At 62.4% G+C, this 14,679-nt stretch carries 10 protein-coding genes and 1 pseudogene; 1 reads left to right on the top strand and 10 read right to left on the bottom strand.

Features of this window, described 5'->3' with window-relative positions:
* Nucleotides 1–471 precede the first annotated feature (471 nt).
* A complete protein-coding gene (locus F3K02_RS13425; RefSeq protein WP_177136123.1) occupies nucleotides 472–3,411 on the top strand; it encodes a Tn3 family transposase in 2,940 nt (979 codons plus the stop codon).
* Nucleotides 3,412–4,437: 1,026 nt separating this feature from the next.
* Here F3K02_RS13425 and F3K02_RS13420 read toward each other — a convergent pair.
* From F3K02_RS13420 to meaB, 10 genes and pseudogenes are all read right to left on the bottom strand, one after another.
* A pseudogene (locus tag F3K02_RS13420) lies at nucleotides 4,438–4,708 on the bottom strand (IS110 family transposase); the annotation flags it as partial.
* A 179-nt stretch (nucleotides 4,709–4,887) separates the two neighbouring features.
* Nucleotides 4,888–5,451 (bottom strand): cob(I)yrinic acid a,c-diamide adenosyltransferase, encoded by a 564-nt coding sequence (locus F3K02_RS13415; protein WP_177136122.1) that lies wholly within the window; start codon nucleotides 5,449–5,451, stop codon nucleotides 4,888–4,890.
* 564 nt (nucleotides 5,452–6,015) lie between these two features.
* Nucleotides 6,016–6,825 carry an ABC transporter ATP-binding protein gene (locus F3K02_RS13410; protein WP_177136121.1) on the bottom strand — a complete coding sequence of 270 codons (810 nt, stop codon included), beginning with the start codon at nucleotides 6,823–6,825 and terminating at the stop codon, nucleotides 6,016–6,018.
* A gap of 112 nt (nucleotides 6,826–6,937) precedes the next feature.
* Nucleotides 6,938–8,263: an ABC transporter substrate-binding protein gene (locus F3K02_RS13405; protein ID WP_177136120.1), complete on the bottom strand. Its 1,326-nt coding sequence runs from the start codon at nucleotides 8,261–8,263 to the stop codon at nucleotides 6,938–6,940.
* A 57-nt stretch (nucleotides 8,264–8,320) separates the two neighbouring features.
* Nucleotides 8,321–9,397: a branched-chain amino acid ABC transporter permease gene (locus tag F3K02_RS13400; protein WP_177136119.1), complete on the bottom strand. Its 1,077-nt coding sequence runs from the start codon at nucleotides 9,395–9,397 to the stop codon at nucleotides 8,321–8,323.
* Between the two features lie 30 nt (nucleotides 9,398–9,427).
* Nucleotides 9,428–10,357, bottom strand: a complete 930-nt coding sequence (locus F3K02_RS13395) for a branched-chain amino acid ABC transporter permease (RefSeq protein WP_177136118.1) — start codon at nucleotides 10,355–10,357, stop codon at nucleotides 9,428–9,430.
* Between the two features lie 24 nt (nucleotides 10,358–10,381).
* Nucleotides 10,382–11,179: an ABC transporter ATP-binding protein gene (locus F3K02_RS13390; RefSeq protein ID WP_177136117.1), complete on the bottom strand. Its 798-nt coding sequence runs from the start codon at nucleotides 11,177–11,179 to the stop codon at nucleotides 10,382–10,384.
* Nucleotides 11,176–13,122, bottom strand: coding sequence for an AMP-binding protein (locus tag F3K02_RS13385; protein ID WP_177136116.1), 1,947 nt, complete (start codon nucleotides 13,120–13,122; stop codon nucleotides 11,176–11,178). The genes F3K02_RS13390 and F3K02_RS13385 overlap by 4 nt, the downstream gene beginning before the upstream one ends.
* The gene (locus F3K02_RS13380) at nucleotides 13,119–13,490 is read right to left on the bottom strand and encodes a hypothetical protein (RefSeq protein ID WP_177136115.1); all 372 of its coding nucleotides are present in this window, start codon (nucleotides 13,488–13,490) and stop codon (nucleotides 13,119–13,121) included. The genes F3K02_RS13385 and F3K02_RS13380 overlap by 4 nt, the downstream gene beginning before the upstream one ends.
* Entirely contained in the window at nucleotides 13,490–14,674 is a 1,185-nt protein-coding gene (gene meaB / locus F3K02_RS13375; RefSeq protein WP_177136114.1) for a methylmalonyl Co-A mutase-associated GTPase MeaB, read from the bottom strand. The genes F3K02_RS13380 and meaB overlap by 1 nt, the downstream gene beginning before the upstream one ends.
* Between the last annotated feature and the right edge of the window lie 5 nt (nucleotides 14,675–14,679).

The raw sequence follows: 14,679 nt of genomic DNA, 5'->3' as shown, positions 1-14,679 counted from the left end.
ACAATAAATTCAACCGGATCAGCCATTTGCGCTTCCTTCACCTGCAGGGTGCGAGGCAGATGGGGTTCACGTGCTTGATTCGTATGAGGATTTACCCTGAACGCGACTGTGAGGTCACGGATTCAGGTAGATACAGCAGGAACAGAACACCCAAAGCGCAGGACAGCAGGTATCTCAAACGGTCATGATTTGACATGGCGTCTTGTGCAAAGAAGGTTGAAACATGACTTGAGGCGACGTGGCGGCACGGGGAACCCATTCGTGCAATGCAGCGAGTCTTCTCCGACCTCGTGACATTTGCTCAGAGAGCTAATTGGGGTGATCGTACTTTTCGTGCAAATTGGTGCGCTTTCCCCGAAAACTCTTTGCCGGCGCGGCTTGCAGCCGAGTGTGTAGACCGAAAACCGGCCGGTTAGGCCTGCTCAACGGGCGTCGTACACTTGGCCAACCACACCCGCTCGACGTCGGCCCATGTCAACCTACGCCCTTCGCTTTGTTGGCCAGGAGGGCCTGTCGAATCGCCTGTCCGATTTCGACCTGGGCCAGTTTTTCCAGCTCACAGCGGCAGACATCGAGGCGATAGGCGCGCAGTTTCGCTCGGACCACCGAGCGCCGGCGGCGTTGATGGTGCTGTATCTGCGAGCCGTGGGCCGTCCGTTGGACAGCTCCACGGTATTGCCGCGGAATCTGCTGCGCTACGTCGGCGAGACCTTTAGAACTGCGGCGCCCACCATCGCCAGCCTGCGCTCGATCTATCAGCGCAGCCAGACACTGTACAAACACCAGCTCTGGGCGAAAACCCACCTGGGCCTCAAGGACCTCGACGAACAGTCCGAAGCGCAGCTCGTCGCCCTGCTCAAGCTGCAGGCCGCCGAAGCCTCCCACGCCGACGATCTCGCCACAGCGGCATGCCACTGGCTGTATGAGCACCGCATCCTCATTCCGGGGCCGCGGCGCGTGCAGGACTGGGCACGCGCCGCGTTCGCTGCGACCGAGGCCGAGATCTTGCAAACCGTCGGCCAGGCCGTGCCGGCAGCCGTCCTCAAGAGCTGCCGCGAGTCCGCCTACCGCCAGCGCCCTGACGGCGCCGCCACCCATCTCGAATGGCTCAAGACGCCTTCAAGGCGCCACGGCCCAACCAGCCTCGCCGAGGTCCTGGAGAAGATCCGGTATCTCAAATCGCTAACGGTGCACCAGTGGCCACTCGACAGCATCGCCATCCCCAAACAGCGCGCCTACGCCCAGCAGATGCAAGCGCGCCGGCCCGCGAAGTCGAAAGAAATCAAGGACACAACACAGACCATCGAGCTGGTGTGCTTTCTGCGCATGACCCTGCTCGAACTCACCGACTTGGCGATACAGCAAGGCAGCCGACGCAGCCAGAAACTGTTTCGCGACGCCGCACAGAAAGCCCAGACCAGCCAGGGTCGGTCAGAAAGCGCCGCTCGCCAGCAGGCGCTCAAGGCCAGGGAGGTCCTACGTGACGAGACAAAAACCTGGCGCGTGCGCTGCCTGGAGGCCGATCAGCTCTTGTCGGATCTGCTGGACACGCCCCAGGGCAGCTTCCTGTCCCATGTCCGCCGGGCCCTGGCGGCGGACCAGCAGCGGGTCAAGGCGTTTCTGGGCGGCTTGGAGGGCCTCGAATTTGGCGGGCAAGCCGACGACCCTGGTTATGTGCAGTGGACTGCCTGGTGCGATCTTCAGGGCATGAAGGCGACGGAAATGCCCCCGGACTTCGAGGTCCCCGAGGTTGGTGCGGCTTGGCACGATCTTGTCCACGACACCGATCCCAAGAGCGGGCTGCAGGCGTTTGCCGCGTGCACCATGATGTCGCTGCGCAAGAGCCTGCGCAGCGGCAAGGTGTGGATCGATCATTCGCTGAGTTTCCGGCAGCGCGATCAGATGCTGATTTCGCCGCAGGAATGGGCGCGCGAGCGCGACAAGTACATCGCCCTGCTGGGTTTGCCGCGCACGGCCGACGAATTCATCGGACCCGCCTTGGACAATCTGAAGGTCGGCGTCACCGCTGTGTCCGAGGCCTGCAAGAAAGGCAAGATCGAGATCGGCGCCGACGGGATGTTGCACCTGCCGGCAGTCACCGCCTTACCTGATGATGGGGAGCCGCGCCGCATGCGCGACCTGATCTATCAGTTGATCGGCGACGTGCAGTTTCCCGACATTCTGCTGGAGATGGACGCGCTGTGCAGCGTCAGTGAGGTGCTGCTCGGACATCGTGCCGACACCGTGGCGCAACTGCTTGCCCTGTATGCGGCGCTGCTCGCACACGGTACCGACATTGACGCCAAGACTGCTGCGTCGATGATCCCGGGCGTTGATACAGCGCAGGTGTCGGTGGCCATGCGGGCGCTGGAAACCCATGGCCGGTTGCGGCGCGCTAACGAGCGCGTGGTCGAATTCCAGGGCCGCGTCCCGCTGGCTGCCCACTGGGGCAGCGGTGAGAAGGCCTCGGCCGACATGATGTCGTTGGACGCATCCCGCCACCTGTGGAGCGCCCGCGTCGATCCCCGACGGCGCACCTACGCGGCGGGCATCTACACGCACCTGCTGGATCGTTGGGGCATCGTCTATGACCAGCCGATCGTGCTCAACGAACGCCAGGCGGGCGTGGCGATCGAGGGCGTGGAGCAGCACAACCGCAGCCAGGACCGGATTCGCCTGTCCCTGCTGGCGGTCGACACGCACGGCTATACCAACGGGGCCATGGCGGTGGCGAAATTGCTTGGATTTGACCTGTGCCCGCGCCTGCGCGACTTGGCCGAAAGAAAACTCTACCTGCCGGCCGGTTTTGCGGTGCCGGAGAACATCGAGAGGGTGACAGTCAAGCGCCTTTCGCGCAAGGCCATCCGCGAAGGCTGGGATGAACTGCTGCGGCTGATCGCCTCCATCCGCATGGGGAAGATCGGCGCCGACCTCGCGCTGCGTTTTCTCAGCAGCGCCGCCCAGGGCGATCCAGCCTACCGCGCAGCTGAACATCTGGGTCGCCTGTTGAGAAGCATCTTCTTGTGCGACTACGTGACTATCGAGGAATTCCGCCGCGAGATCCACACTTTGCTCGCCCGAGGCGAGTCGGTTCATCAGCTGCAGCGGGTTGTATACACCGGCAAGCTGCCCACGGAGCGCGGGCGGCGGCGCGATGAGATGAAGGCGATCTCGGGCGCGCACGCCTTGCTGACCAACATTGTGATCGCGTGGAACACGACCCGGATGAATGATGTGGTCGAGCGCCTGCGCAAGGGCGGCATGGAAATCGACGACGCTTGGCTGCGGCGCATGGGACCGGCCCACTCCAGCCACATAAACTTTCGTGGTACGTTCACCTTCGGCGTCGAAAAGTATGCGCAGGCGCTTCTCAGATCGCCGCCGGCGTCTCGACGGAGTGCGACAGCGTGACATCCAAACTACGGTGTGTCCTCATCGAAAGTGCCAGCGACAGAGCAGGCGCATAAAGTGACTCGGGAAGCCGCAGATCGGGTTGTGACCGGCTATGCATGCCCTTTGAGCGCTCCTCTGAGCGCACGCCTTGTCACCGAAGTTTCATAAAGCCATCCATGATACAAGGCTATCGGCAATGACACTCAAATCATCCCGGGAGACGGCTGGCAACGGTTCGCATTCGCCACGCGCAGCCTGACGTTCCTGCGAACCATCGTCGCGTTCCCGCGTTTCAAGCAGTCGCTCCGTCCTTGCGCGCGATTTCCCCAGTAGGGTGCCATGTCATCGCGCAATTCGCCGACGATGCGCAGGCATTCAGCCCAGTGGCCTCCGCACCAGTCACCGTCTTCCCTGGGTCAGGGTGATCTCGGCTTCCGTGCGAATCGAAGCGGTTTGAGCCCTGGGAAAACCCTGACTGCACCTCACCCCACGGGAACATCGAACCCGGAAAAAGGTGATGCTAGCACGCGGAGGGGCGAAGCCTTGATGATTCGGTACGAATGAAGATCGAAAAAGGCGGCACCGAGCATGTCGGCAACGTCCTTGGTGCTCTGGCTATCTGCTCGTTGAGGACGAGCGCTGGCTGCAAAAGCTTCGTTCGTGTCCGCCCGGGCGAGACTTGGGCAAAGAGGTTTGGCCAACTAACCTTAGGTGGAAGCTCGGCATGTCATGGCTCCGTCGGGGCGCTGCGGCGCGGTCGAGAACTATGACCGCGGAGCGCGGGGGCACCTGGCCGGGTTTACCGGTGTGTGCTACCGCTACGAATTGCACGGAAACCGAGATCACCCTCGTCGCAAGCGCCGACCGCCGCCGTGGACATACATGGACGCCCCCAGTTTGCAAGGCGATCTTTTGTTGCTGGCAAGCAGATTAAGGCTGCGGACATACATCCGGCCTTCAGGCGCGTCACGCGCTTCGGCCCTGATGGAATTCGCTGGCTGGGTCCTCTGCAACTCTGCGAGCTCAAGGCTCGTTGTCCACGAGCGAATTGTTCTTGTTGGTCTTCACATGCGGCTTTCACGAACTGTGGTGCCATCATCTTGACTCGATGGCCGAGCGCGATGAGCCTGCCTGCCTAGTAGTGCGCGCCGCCGCAAGCTTCGATTCCGATCAGGCACGGCTCCAGGCGCGCGAAGAAAGGCGCCACCTGGTCTCGCTTGAGCTGCTTGCGAAGCATTGCACGCCCGTGCTCATCAACACCGTGAACCTGAAAGACGTTCTTGGCGAGGTCCAGACCAACCGTCGTGATCTTCATAGCTGCCTCCGTGGCGTAAGCGGGCCAGATCGCCCGCTCAGACTTTGGCAGCAGGCGGACGCCAGTCAAAGGGGGCGTCTTCTCATCTGCAGGCCGGGAAAAACTCCGAAAGGGTGCGGGCAGTAGTCCACTGCGCAATTAGAGTCTTGTCATGCTGGGCTCCATCCGGCAAGCGTGGCTTACGGCGACCGGCGAGCGATCCGCTCGCTCTTCCAGTAGACGTCGTCTCCGCCGTTTATGCGGTTGAGAACACGCGCCAGCACAAACATCAGGTCGCTCAAGCGATTCAGATAGTGGCGCGGCGTGTCGCGCAGCGTTTCGACGGCGCCCAGCGCGACGACTGCGCGCTCGGCACCGCGCGCGACCGTTCGGCACACATGCGCCTGCGACGCGGCTCGCGTTCCGGCGGGCAGAATAAATTCCTCGAGTTTGGGCAGCTGTGCGTTGTAGTGCGCAAGCGCTTCGTCCAGTGCCAGCACCGCCTCTGGCTTCAGCAACTCGAAGCCCGGTATCGACAACTCGCCACCCAGGTTGAACAGCTGATGCTGGATTTCGACCAGCACGGTGTTGACGCCCTCCGGCATCTCCTCGCACAGCAGCAGACCGATGTGCGAATTCAGTTCGTCAACATGGCCCATGGCGTGCACGCGTAAGCTGTCTTTCGAAACGCGCGTGTTGTCGCCGAGCCCCGTCGTGCCGTTGTCGCCTGTACGGGTCGCGATTTGCGTCAGGCGCTTGCCCATGGTCATCTCTCCAGTCTGTCTTGCATGGATGTATTGCTCGCAACTTAAAGCTAACGGCCGTGGCCGCTCAGCGCTCCAGGGCTGCAATGCACGCAGTTGCGCGTGGGATAACGGTTTCCGGGTGGCCACCAACGCGGCGCGGGGGCCCATGAAACTTGCGGAAGTACCAGGTCGCGGCAGCCAGATTGTGCGTGGCCCTGGTTGTTTGTCGAGTGGGCCGCCGCCGGCGGGCGCTTCTCGATGAGCGGACGAGCCGGTCGACCAGCGCCTCGGCCCGGCTCGCCCCCAGGGTGTCCAGGCGCACGGTGTCCAGCGTGCTGCAGCGCAGGCGGATGCGGGGGTGAGTAACCAGGGAGTCCCAGTGTCCGGTGACAGGCCGGCGAGAACTGCACATTCGGTGAAACCAGACCGGCCTCTGTCGCCGAGCGTGCCCTGCCTGGGTGGCCAACAGGCTCATCTGCTCGACTGGCAACGTTCGGCAGATCGGATCTCGAGAGCTTCGAAGAATTCGGTCATGAAGATGACGGGTACAAGGGATGTCTTGGCATCCGGGGCCGTATGCGCTCAGGCCAGCCAGCGCTTTCTGCGCTTGTAGCTCTTGATGTCCTTGAAGGACTTGCGCTCGCCCCCGCCCATGCCGAGGTAGAACTCCTTGACATCCTCGTTACTGCGCAGCTCGCTGGCCACGCCGTCCATTACGATGCGGCCGCTTTCCATGATATAGCCGTAGTCCGCGTACTTGAGCGCCATGTTGGTGTTCTGCTCAGCCAACAGAAAGGTGACCTTCTCCTTCTGGTTCAGGTCTTTCACGATTTCGAACACCTCCTCCACGATCTGCGGGGCCAGACCCATGGAGGGCTCATCGAGCAGCATTACGCTGGGGTTGGTCATGAGGGCGCGGCCAATGGCGCACATCTGTTGCTCGCCGCCCGAGGTATAGGCGGCCTGGCTGGTGCGTCGGGTCTTCAGGCGCGGGAAGTAAGCGTAGACCTTCTCCAGGTTGGTCCTGATCTCGGCCTTGCTTTTGCGCGTGTAGGAACCGGTCAGGAGGTTTTCTTCGATGGTGAGGTGGGCGAAGCAGTGGCGCCCCTCCATTACTTGCACCACGCCACGTCGTACCAGGTCCGCTGGCGAGAGTTTCTCTATTCGCTCGCCGCGCAGTTCAATGCTGCCTTTGGTGACTTCACCCCGCTCACCCTTGAGCAGGTTCGAGACAGCGCGGAGCGTGGTGGTCTTCCCCGCGCCGTTGCCGCCCAGGATGGCCGCAATCCGCCCCTGGGGCACCTGCAGCGACACGCCCTTGAGCACCAGGATGACGTGGTTGTAGATGACCTCGATGCCGTTGACATTGAGAACGGTGGGGGCGGTGCTCATGGTGACTCCGTTTACTTGGGGACCGTTCGCAAGGCGCGGCCCACGGCCTTGCGAAAGAGGGCTGGTAGACCAACCGCGAGAACGAGGCGCCGTCGCAGCGCGGCAAGGGCACCTAACTCTGGCAGTCAGCGGGGGTGCGGCGCGTGAGGTTCTTCTCGCTCGCGTACTTGTCACCCGCGGCCTTGATCATGGGATCGAGCACGGCCGGATCCGCATGCAGCCACTCCGAACTCACGTCCCACTTCGAGCCATTCCACGTGTAGGCGCGCGCCGCTGAGGGGCCCATGTGGTTCTTGCAAGTGGTGGTCAAGGGTTGCATGACATCGGCGATGCCGAGCTGCGAGAGGCGCTTGTCGTCGATCTGCAGATTCTCATACCCCCATCGTGCTTGAGCGGGGGTCATCACCTGGCCCTTGCCGAACTTCTCTTGCGCACGCCGCACACCTTCCACCGCCACCATGGCGTTCATCAGGCCGCGCATGTACAGGGCCTCACCAACCTCTTCCTTCGGGCCAGATCCCTGGCCCTTAGCGTGCAGCTTCTCGCGCACCTCCTTCGCGATGGTGGACTCAAACCCGGGGCCCGGCAGCACGAGCACAGCGCTGTAACCTGCCGCACCAGCCACCTCCTTCACGTCTGAGTCGGACCCGGATGGCCATACACCGACCACGTGGTCGCGCGGAAAGCCGGTGGACTGCGCCTCCTTGAGGGCGGTTGAATTCATTACACCCCATCCCCAGAGCAGAACGAAATCCGGCCGCGAGCGACGGATTTGCAGCCAGGCTGCCTTCTGGTCCACGCCGGGATGCGACACAGGGATAGCGGTCAACTCGAAGTCGTGCTTCTTGGCGCGCGCAGCTAGCACGGGGATCGCTTCCTTGCCATACGGGCTGTCGTGGTACAGCAGGGCGATCTTCTTGCCCTTGAGCTTGTCCAGCCCCCCCACCTTCTGGGCGACATACTGGATCTGGGTATCGGCCGAAGCCCAGTGGCTGCCCCCGATGGGGAAGCTCCACTTGAAGACCTCGCCGTCCGCGCTCGCGCTCAGGCCATAGCCCGGCGTCAGAATGGGAATGCCATCGGCCATGCCGCGTTCCGTCAGGGCCAGCGTGATACCCGTGGACATAGTCTGGAAGACCGTGGCACCGCCGTTCTTCCCCTTCATCCGTTCGTAGCATTCCACGCCACGATCGGTGGCGTAGCCCGTCTCACACTCCTCCCAGGCGACGCGAACGCCATTGATGCCGCCCTTGAGGTTGACGAGCTTGAAGTAGTCAACGAATCCATTCGCCCAGGGTGACCCGCTAGGTGCGTACGGGCCGGTCCGAAAGGTGAGCAAGGGGAAATACTGCTGTTTGTCTTGGGCGATGGCGCTGACCGACAGGCTCGATACGAGCATGACCAACACCGTCGCGAGATTCGCACTGGCTTTATTCATGATGTCTCCAAAGGTTGTGAAGTTTTGCGTGGCCGCATTTGTGAACCGCCAAGGTTGTCAGTGAGGAAACGGCCAAATCCTCAACTTTTGTTTACCGATTGACCAGAGCCTGCCCAGCCCGTGGGGCTCGACGATCAGGAACCAGACGATCAGGGCCCCGAAGACCATGAACTCCGCGTGCGAGACCGCGGCCGTGGAGATATTGACGCCCACGATCGCTCCGGCGGCCGGGAGGATCTGGTTGAGAAAGATCGGCAGCACCACGATGAAGGCTGCGCCGAAGAAGCTGCCTACGATGGAGCCCAGGCCGCCGATGATCACCATGAAGAGCAGGCGGAAAGAGAGATCGACGGAGAAGGCGGCTGGCTCCCAGGCGCTCAGGTGAACGAATGCCCAGAGCGCCCCGGCCATGCCGATGATGAAGCTGCTCACGGCGAATGCGCTGAGCTTGGCGTACATTGGCCGGATTCCGATGACTGCGGCGGCCACGTCCATGTCGCGGATGGCCATCCATTCGCGGCCGATGGCGCTGCGCACCAGGTTCTTTGCCAGCAGAGCGACGACCGCCAGCATCCCCAGGCAGAACAGGTACTTGTCCGCCGCGCTCTGCAGCGGCAGACCGAATACCTGCAGATTGGATACCGACACCGAGCCCGAAGGCGAGTCCAGTGTGAACCACTTGATTCGCAGGAATATCCAGTCGGCGAAGAACTGCGCGGCCAGCGTGGCCACCGCCAGGTACAGGCCACGCACGCGCAAACTGGGCAGGCCAAACAGGATGCCAAACGCCATGGCACACAGCCCGCCCAGAATCAGCGCGGGGATCAGCGGCATGCCGGGTATGCGCACCAACATGTTGTAGGCGCCGTAAGCCCCCACGGCCATGAAAGCGCCCGATCCCAGCGAGATCTGGCCGCAGTAGCCCACCAGAATATTCACCCCCAGAGCCGCCAACGACATGATCAGGAAGGGGATAAGGATGGCGCGCAGCAGGTACTCATCCGCAAGCAATGGGACGGCGATGAAAGCGAATGCGATGAGAGCCCAGATCAGCCAGCGGTCCTGCGCGATCGGGAAGATTTGCTGGTCGGCGCCGTAAGTGGTCTTGAGCTGACCGTTTTCACGATAGAGCATGGCAGGCTTTCTTCTCTTTGTTCTTCCGCGTCACACGCGGTCAATGATTTTTTCGCCGAACAAGCCTTGCGGGCGCAACAGCAGGAACACCAGCGCCAGCACATAGGCAAACCAAATCTCGATTCCGCCGCCCACGAACGGCCCGAGGAAGACCTCGGAAAGTTTCTCCCCCACGCCGATGATCAATCCGCCGATGATGGCTCCAGGCACTGAGGTGAGTCCGCCCAGGATCACCACCGGCAGCGCACGCAGTGCGACCGTGGTGAGCGAGAACTGCACACCCAGCTTGGATCCCCAGATGATTCCAGCCACCAACGCGGTGATGCCGGCGACGAACCAGACGATGACCCAGATGCGGTTGAGCGGAATACCGATGGACTGCGCGGCCTGGTGGTCGTCCGCCACTGCGCGCAGCGCGCGGCCGGTCGCAGTCTTCTGGAAAAAAAGCGACAGCGCGGCGACCATCAGGGCGGCCACGCTGCCAGCGTAGATGTCTTCAAGGTTGAGCAGTACCCCGCCGTCAAACGTGCGCTCGAACAGCATCAGGGGGTCCTTGGGCATGCCCACGTTGATGGGGTAGATGTTCGAGCCGAAGATCGTCTGGCCCAGGCCGTCCAGAAAGTAGCTGATTCCCAGCGTGGCCATCAGCAAGGTCACAGCCTCCTGATTGACCAAGTGGCGCAGCACCAGACGCTCGACCAACCAGGCCACGATTCCCATGAGCGCCGCGGCCAGCACGAAAGCCATCACGTTGGCCAGGAAGCGGCTGTGGATGCCGGTCCAGATCGGGATCCACTCGGAGAAGCGGGCCATGGCCAGCGCGGCGAACAGCACCATCGCGCCCTGCGCGAAATTGAAGACGCCCGACGCCTTGAAGATCAGCACGAAGCCCAAGGCGACCAGCGAATACAGCATGCCTGCCATGAGGCCGCCGAAGAGCGCTTCCAAGAAAAATGCCATAGTTGGTTCCGGTTCGGTGAAGGGTCAGTGGCTTGTGCCGAGGTAGGCGCTGATGACCTCCTCGTTGCTGCGCACTGCGTCGGGTGTGCCGTCCCCGATCTTCTTGCCGTAGTCGAGCACCACCACGCGGTCGGAGATGTCCATGACCACGCCCATGTCGTGCTCGATCAGCACAATGGTCGTGCCGAACTCGTCGTTCACATCGAGAATGAAGCGGCTCATGTCCTGCTTCTCCTCCAGGTTCATCCCTGCCATTGGCTCGTCGAGCAGCAGCACCTGGGGCTCCATCGCCAGCGCGCGGCCCAGGTCGATTCGCTTTTGCAGGCCATAGGGCAACTGGCCGACGGGTGCCTTGCGGTGCGCCTGAATTTCGAGAAAATCGATGATGTGTTCGACGAACTCGCGGTGCGCTTCTTCCTCTTTCTGCGCGCCGCCGATGCTGAAGGGGTTGCGGATCGCTTGCATGAGCAGGTTGCTTTTGATTCGAAGGTTGCGCCCCGTCATGATGTTGTCGACCACGCTCATGCCCTTGAAGAGTGCGAGGTTCTGGAAGGTGCGCGCAATGCCCATCTCCGCCACTTGGCGACTGTTCATGTGCTTGAAGGTCTGGCCACGAAAGCTGATCGAGCCCTCTTGCGGCTGATACACCCCGTTGATGCAGTTGAGCATGGAGCTCTTGCCTGCACCATTGGGGCCGATAATGGCGCGCACCTCGTGCTCGCGTACGTCAAAGCTGATGTTGGTGAGCGCCTTCACGCCGCCGAACCGCAGGCTAATGTCTTGGACGTTGAGGACAACGTCGCCAATCTTCTTCTGGCTCATGCCGCGGCTCTCACAGGAGAAAACACCTTCGCATCGCCGATCTTTAGCGTGGCACTGACGGATCCCGTGCGGCCGTCCTCGAACTTCACTTGCGTTTCGATGTAGTGCTGGGTGCTGTCGCTGTACAGCGCATCGACCAGCGTGTCGTACTTCTCAGCGATGAATCCGCGGCGCACCTTGTTCGTACGGGTCAGCTCACCGTCATCCGCATCGAGTTCCTTGTGCAGCACCAGAAAGCGGCTGATCTGGCTGCCCGCGAGCAGCTCGTCGCGGCTCAGGTCGGCGTTCACCTTCTCTACGCAGTCGCGGATCAGGTCGTACACCTCGGGCTTCTGCGCGAGGTCGGTGTAGCCGGCGTACGGCAGGTTGCGCCGTTCGGCCCAGTTGCCCACGGCGTCGAAGTCGATGTTGATCATCACGCACACACGCTCGCGCTGGTCGCCGTAGGCCACCGCTTCCTTGATGTACGAAAAGAACTTGAGTTTGTTCTCCACGTACTTGGGCGCAAACATCGAGCCGTCGTGCGCGCCGCCCTTGATGCGGCCGACATCCTTCACGCGGTCGATGATCTTGAGGTGCCCGTTGCTATCGATGAAGCCCGCATCGCTCGTGTGGTACCAGCCATCGGCGGTGAGCACCTCGGCCGTGGCCGCTTCATTCTTGTAGTAACCCTTGAGCAGGCCGGGCGACTTCACCAAGATTTCGCCGCTCTCGCTGAGCTTGATCTCCACGCCCTCGCAAGGCATGCCCACGGTGTCCGCGCGCGCCTGGTTGTCGGGCTGCAGACAGACGAACACGGCAGTTTCCGTTGAGCCGTAGAGCTGCTTGAGGTTGATGCCGACGGAGCGATAGAAGCTGAAGAGGTCCGGCCCGATCGCCTCACCGGCGGTGTAGGCCACGCGCACGCGGCTCATGCCGAGGTTGTTGCGCAAGGGCCCGTACACCAGCCAGTCGCCCAGGCGATATTTGATCGCATCGATAAAGCTCACGGGCTTACCGTCTATCCGGTCCGGCCCCACGCGCCGCGCCAGGGCCATGCAGGTGTGGAACATCTTGCGTTTGACTGCGCCCGCGTCCTCCATGCGGATCAGCACGTTGGTGAGCAGACCTTCGAACACGCGCGGTGGGGCGAAGTAGTATGTCGGTCCGACCTCCTTGAGATCGATCGCCACGGTGGCCGCCGACTCAGGGCAGTTGACGACGTAGCCAGCCGCGAGCCACTGTGCATACGAGAAGATGTTCTGGCCGATCCAGGCCGGTGGCAGGTAGGCCAGCACTTCCTCGGAGGGGGTGAGCTTGTCGAAGGCCGCGCCGACGAAGGCGCGGTTGATCAACGTGCTGTGGGTATGTACCACGCCTTTGGCGTTGCCTGTGGTCCCGCTGGTAAAGAACATGGCGGCCACGTCGTCGGGCTGGCCTAGTTCAACCTGGTCACGGAACAGCCCGGGGTGCGCTTGCGCCTCAGCACGCCCGGTTGCGATCAGGGACTCCATCGCGCTCAGGCCGGGCTGATCGTAGTTGCGCAGACCGCGCGGGTCGTCGTAGTAGATGTGGCTGAGTTGCGGGCAACGATCGCGGATCTCCAGCATCTTGTCGACCTGCTCCTGGTCTTCGACGACGCAGAAGCGCACCTCGGCGTTGTTGATGGGGAAGACGCATTCGGTAGCCACGGCATCCTGGTACAGCGGGATCGGGATCGCGCCAAGTGATTGGGCCGCCAGCATGGTGGCGTACAGGCGAGGGCGGTTCGCGCCAATCACCACCATGTGCTCGCCACGTTGCAAGCCGGCCTGGTGGAGCCCGCAAGCCAAGGCCTCCACCAACTGCGCCATCGCGGCCCAGGTCGTGGTCTGCCAGATGCCGTATTCCTTCTCACGCATCGCCGGCCGGTGACCGCGTTCAGCTGCCTGCATGAGCAGCAATCGGGGGAAGGTCGTGTTCACAGTTCGCCTGCCTTCGCAACACGTGTTTCCCCCCGGCGTGGTGTGGCCTCGCGGACGAATTGGGCGGTGTGCTCGAAGTAAGCTCGCAGCGCACTGTCCTGCACCAACGCGAGCACGCCCCTGCAGTACGTCCATTGCTCCGTGTCGACCACGGCGCCCAGGTCAAGGGCTTCCTTCAGTCGCAGCAGCGCCAGTCGGCGGTGCTTGAACTTGATGCTGCGATCCAGGAGCGCCAGCGCAATTGCTTGGCTCTGGAGTTTGAGTGCGGGTGCCGCGTCCGTGCCGCTACCTGCCCGCGCGAGACGCTTGAGAGAACGAAGGCGCCGCCGATCCCGGCCAACGAGTAGCGCTTCTGTAAGCACGCTCATCACACGCTTCCGCCCATGGCCGCTTCGAGGGATTTGTCCAGCACGTAGACTGTGCCATGGAGCATCGCAATGTGTTCGCCATCGCGCGCCCGTGTGATCTTGACGTGGTAGCTTCCGATCTTGCGCGAGCGCGACACCTCATACGCGTGCGCGACCAACCACTCGCCTTCTTCAACCGCGGTGGAAATGCTCAACTGCCCATCCACCAGGGTCGCGATTTTTCCGTACGAGTTGCAAGCTAGACCCAGTGCCATGTCGCCCAGCGCAAAGAGCGCGCCTCCGTGGCATCGATCGTTGAAGTTCATGTGCTTGCGCATCACCTTCATACGCAATGTCGTGCTGCCCATCGACGCCGACACGAGTTCAATGCCGAGCAACTGGGCCATGTTGTCGCCTGAGATGCATTTCGAGACCAGCTTGTAGGCGGTGTTGGCGCCGCCCGCTGCGTGACGTCGGCCGCGCTCGCTTCGCGCGTCGAGCCAGTCCACCAGTGCGTCCGTTCCTTCTTCGCCGGCCGCTGACACGCGTTTGACCTCGGGTACCACCGTCTGCGAGCGCCTTAGCGTCAGCATGGCCAGCAGCTCGGATTCGGTCTTGCGCGCATCGGGCAGATCGGCCTTGCTCACGACAAAGATGTCGGCAATTTCCAGCACGCCCGCCTTGATGGCCTGCACGTCGTCACCGAGCCCGGGAGGGCACACCACCACACGGGTGTCGGCAAAGCGCGTGATTTCCACTTCCGATTGGCCAGCGCCCACGGTCTCGACGATCACCACGTCAAAGCCCGCCGCGTCGAACAGGTCGATGACATCACCGGCCGCCACCGACAGGCCGCCGAGGTGGCCGCGAGACGCCAGCGAGCGGATGAAAACACCTTCGTCCCACTGGCGCTCACCCATGCGGATTCGGTCACCCAGGACCGCTCCGCCGGTGAACGGACTGGAGGGGTCGATAGCGACGACGGCAACCGTTTTTCCCTTTTTCCTCAAACCCTTGATCAGCACCGACACCAGCGTGGACTTTCCGCCACCGGGTGGCCCCGTCACGCCGATGACGTGCGCGCGGCCCTGGGACGCCGCGATGGCGCGGCGAACCTCGTAGGCCATCTCACCGCCGTTTTCCAGCGCACTGATGGCCTGTCCGATCGAGCGCCGATCGCCGGCCAGCGCTTTTTGAATGCACATGTTGC

The organism is Hydrogenophaga aromaticivorans, from assembly GCF_013387465.1.
Lineage (GTDB): Bacteria > Pseudomonadota > Gammaproteobacteria > Burkholderiales > Burkholderiaceae_C > Hydrogenophaga > Hydrogenophaga aromaticivorans.
Note: the sequence above shows the minus strand (reverse complement) of the source record. Positions and strands in the feature narration are given on the sequence as shown.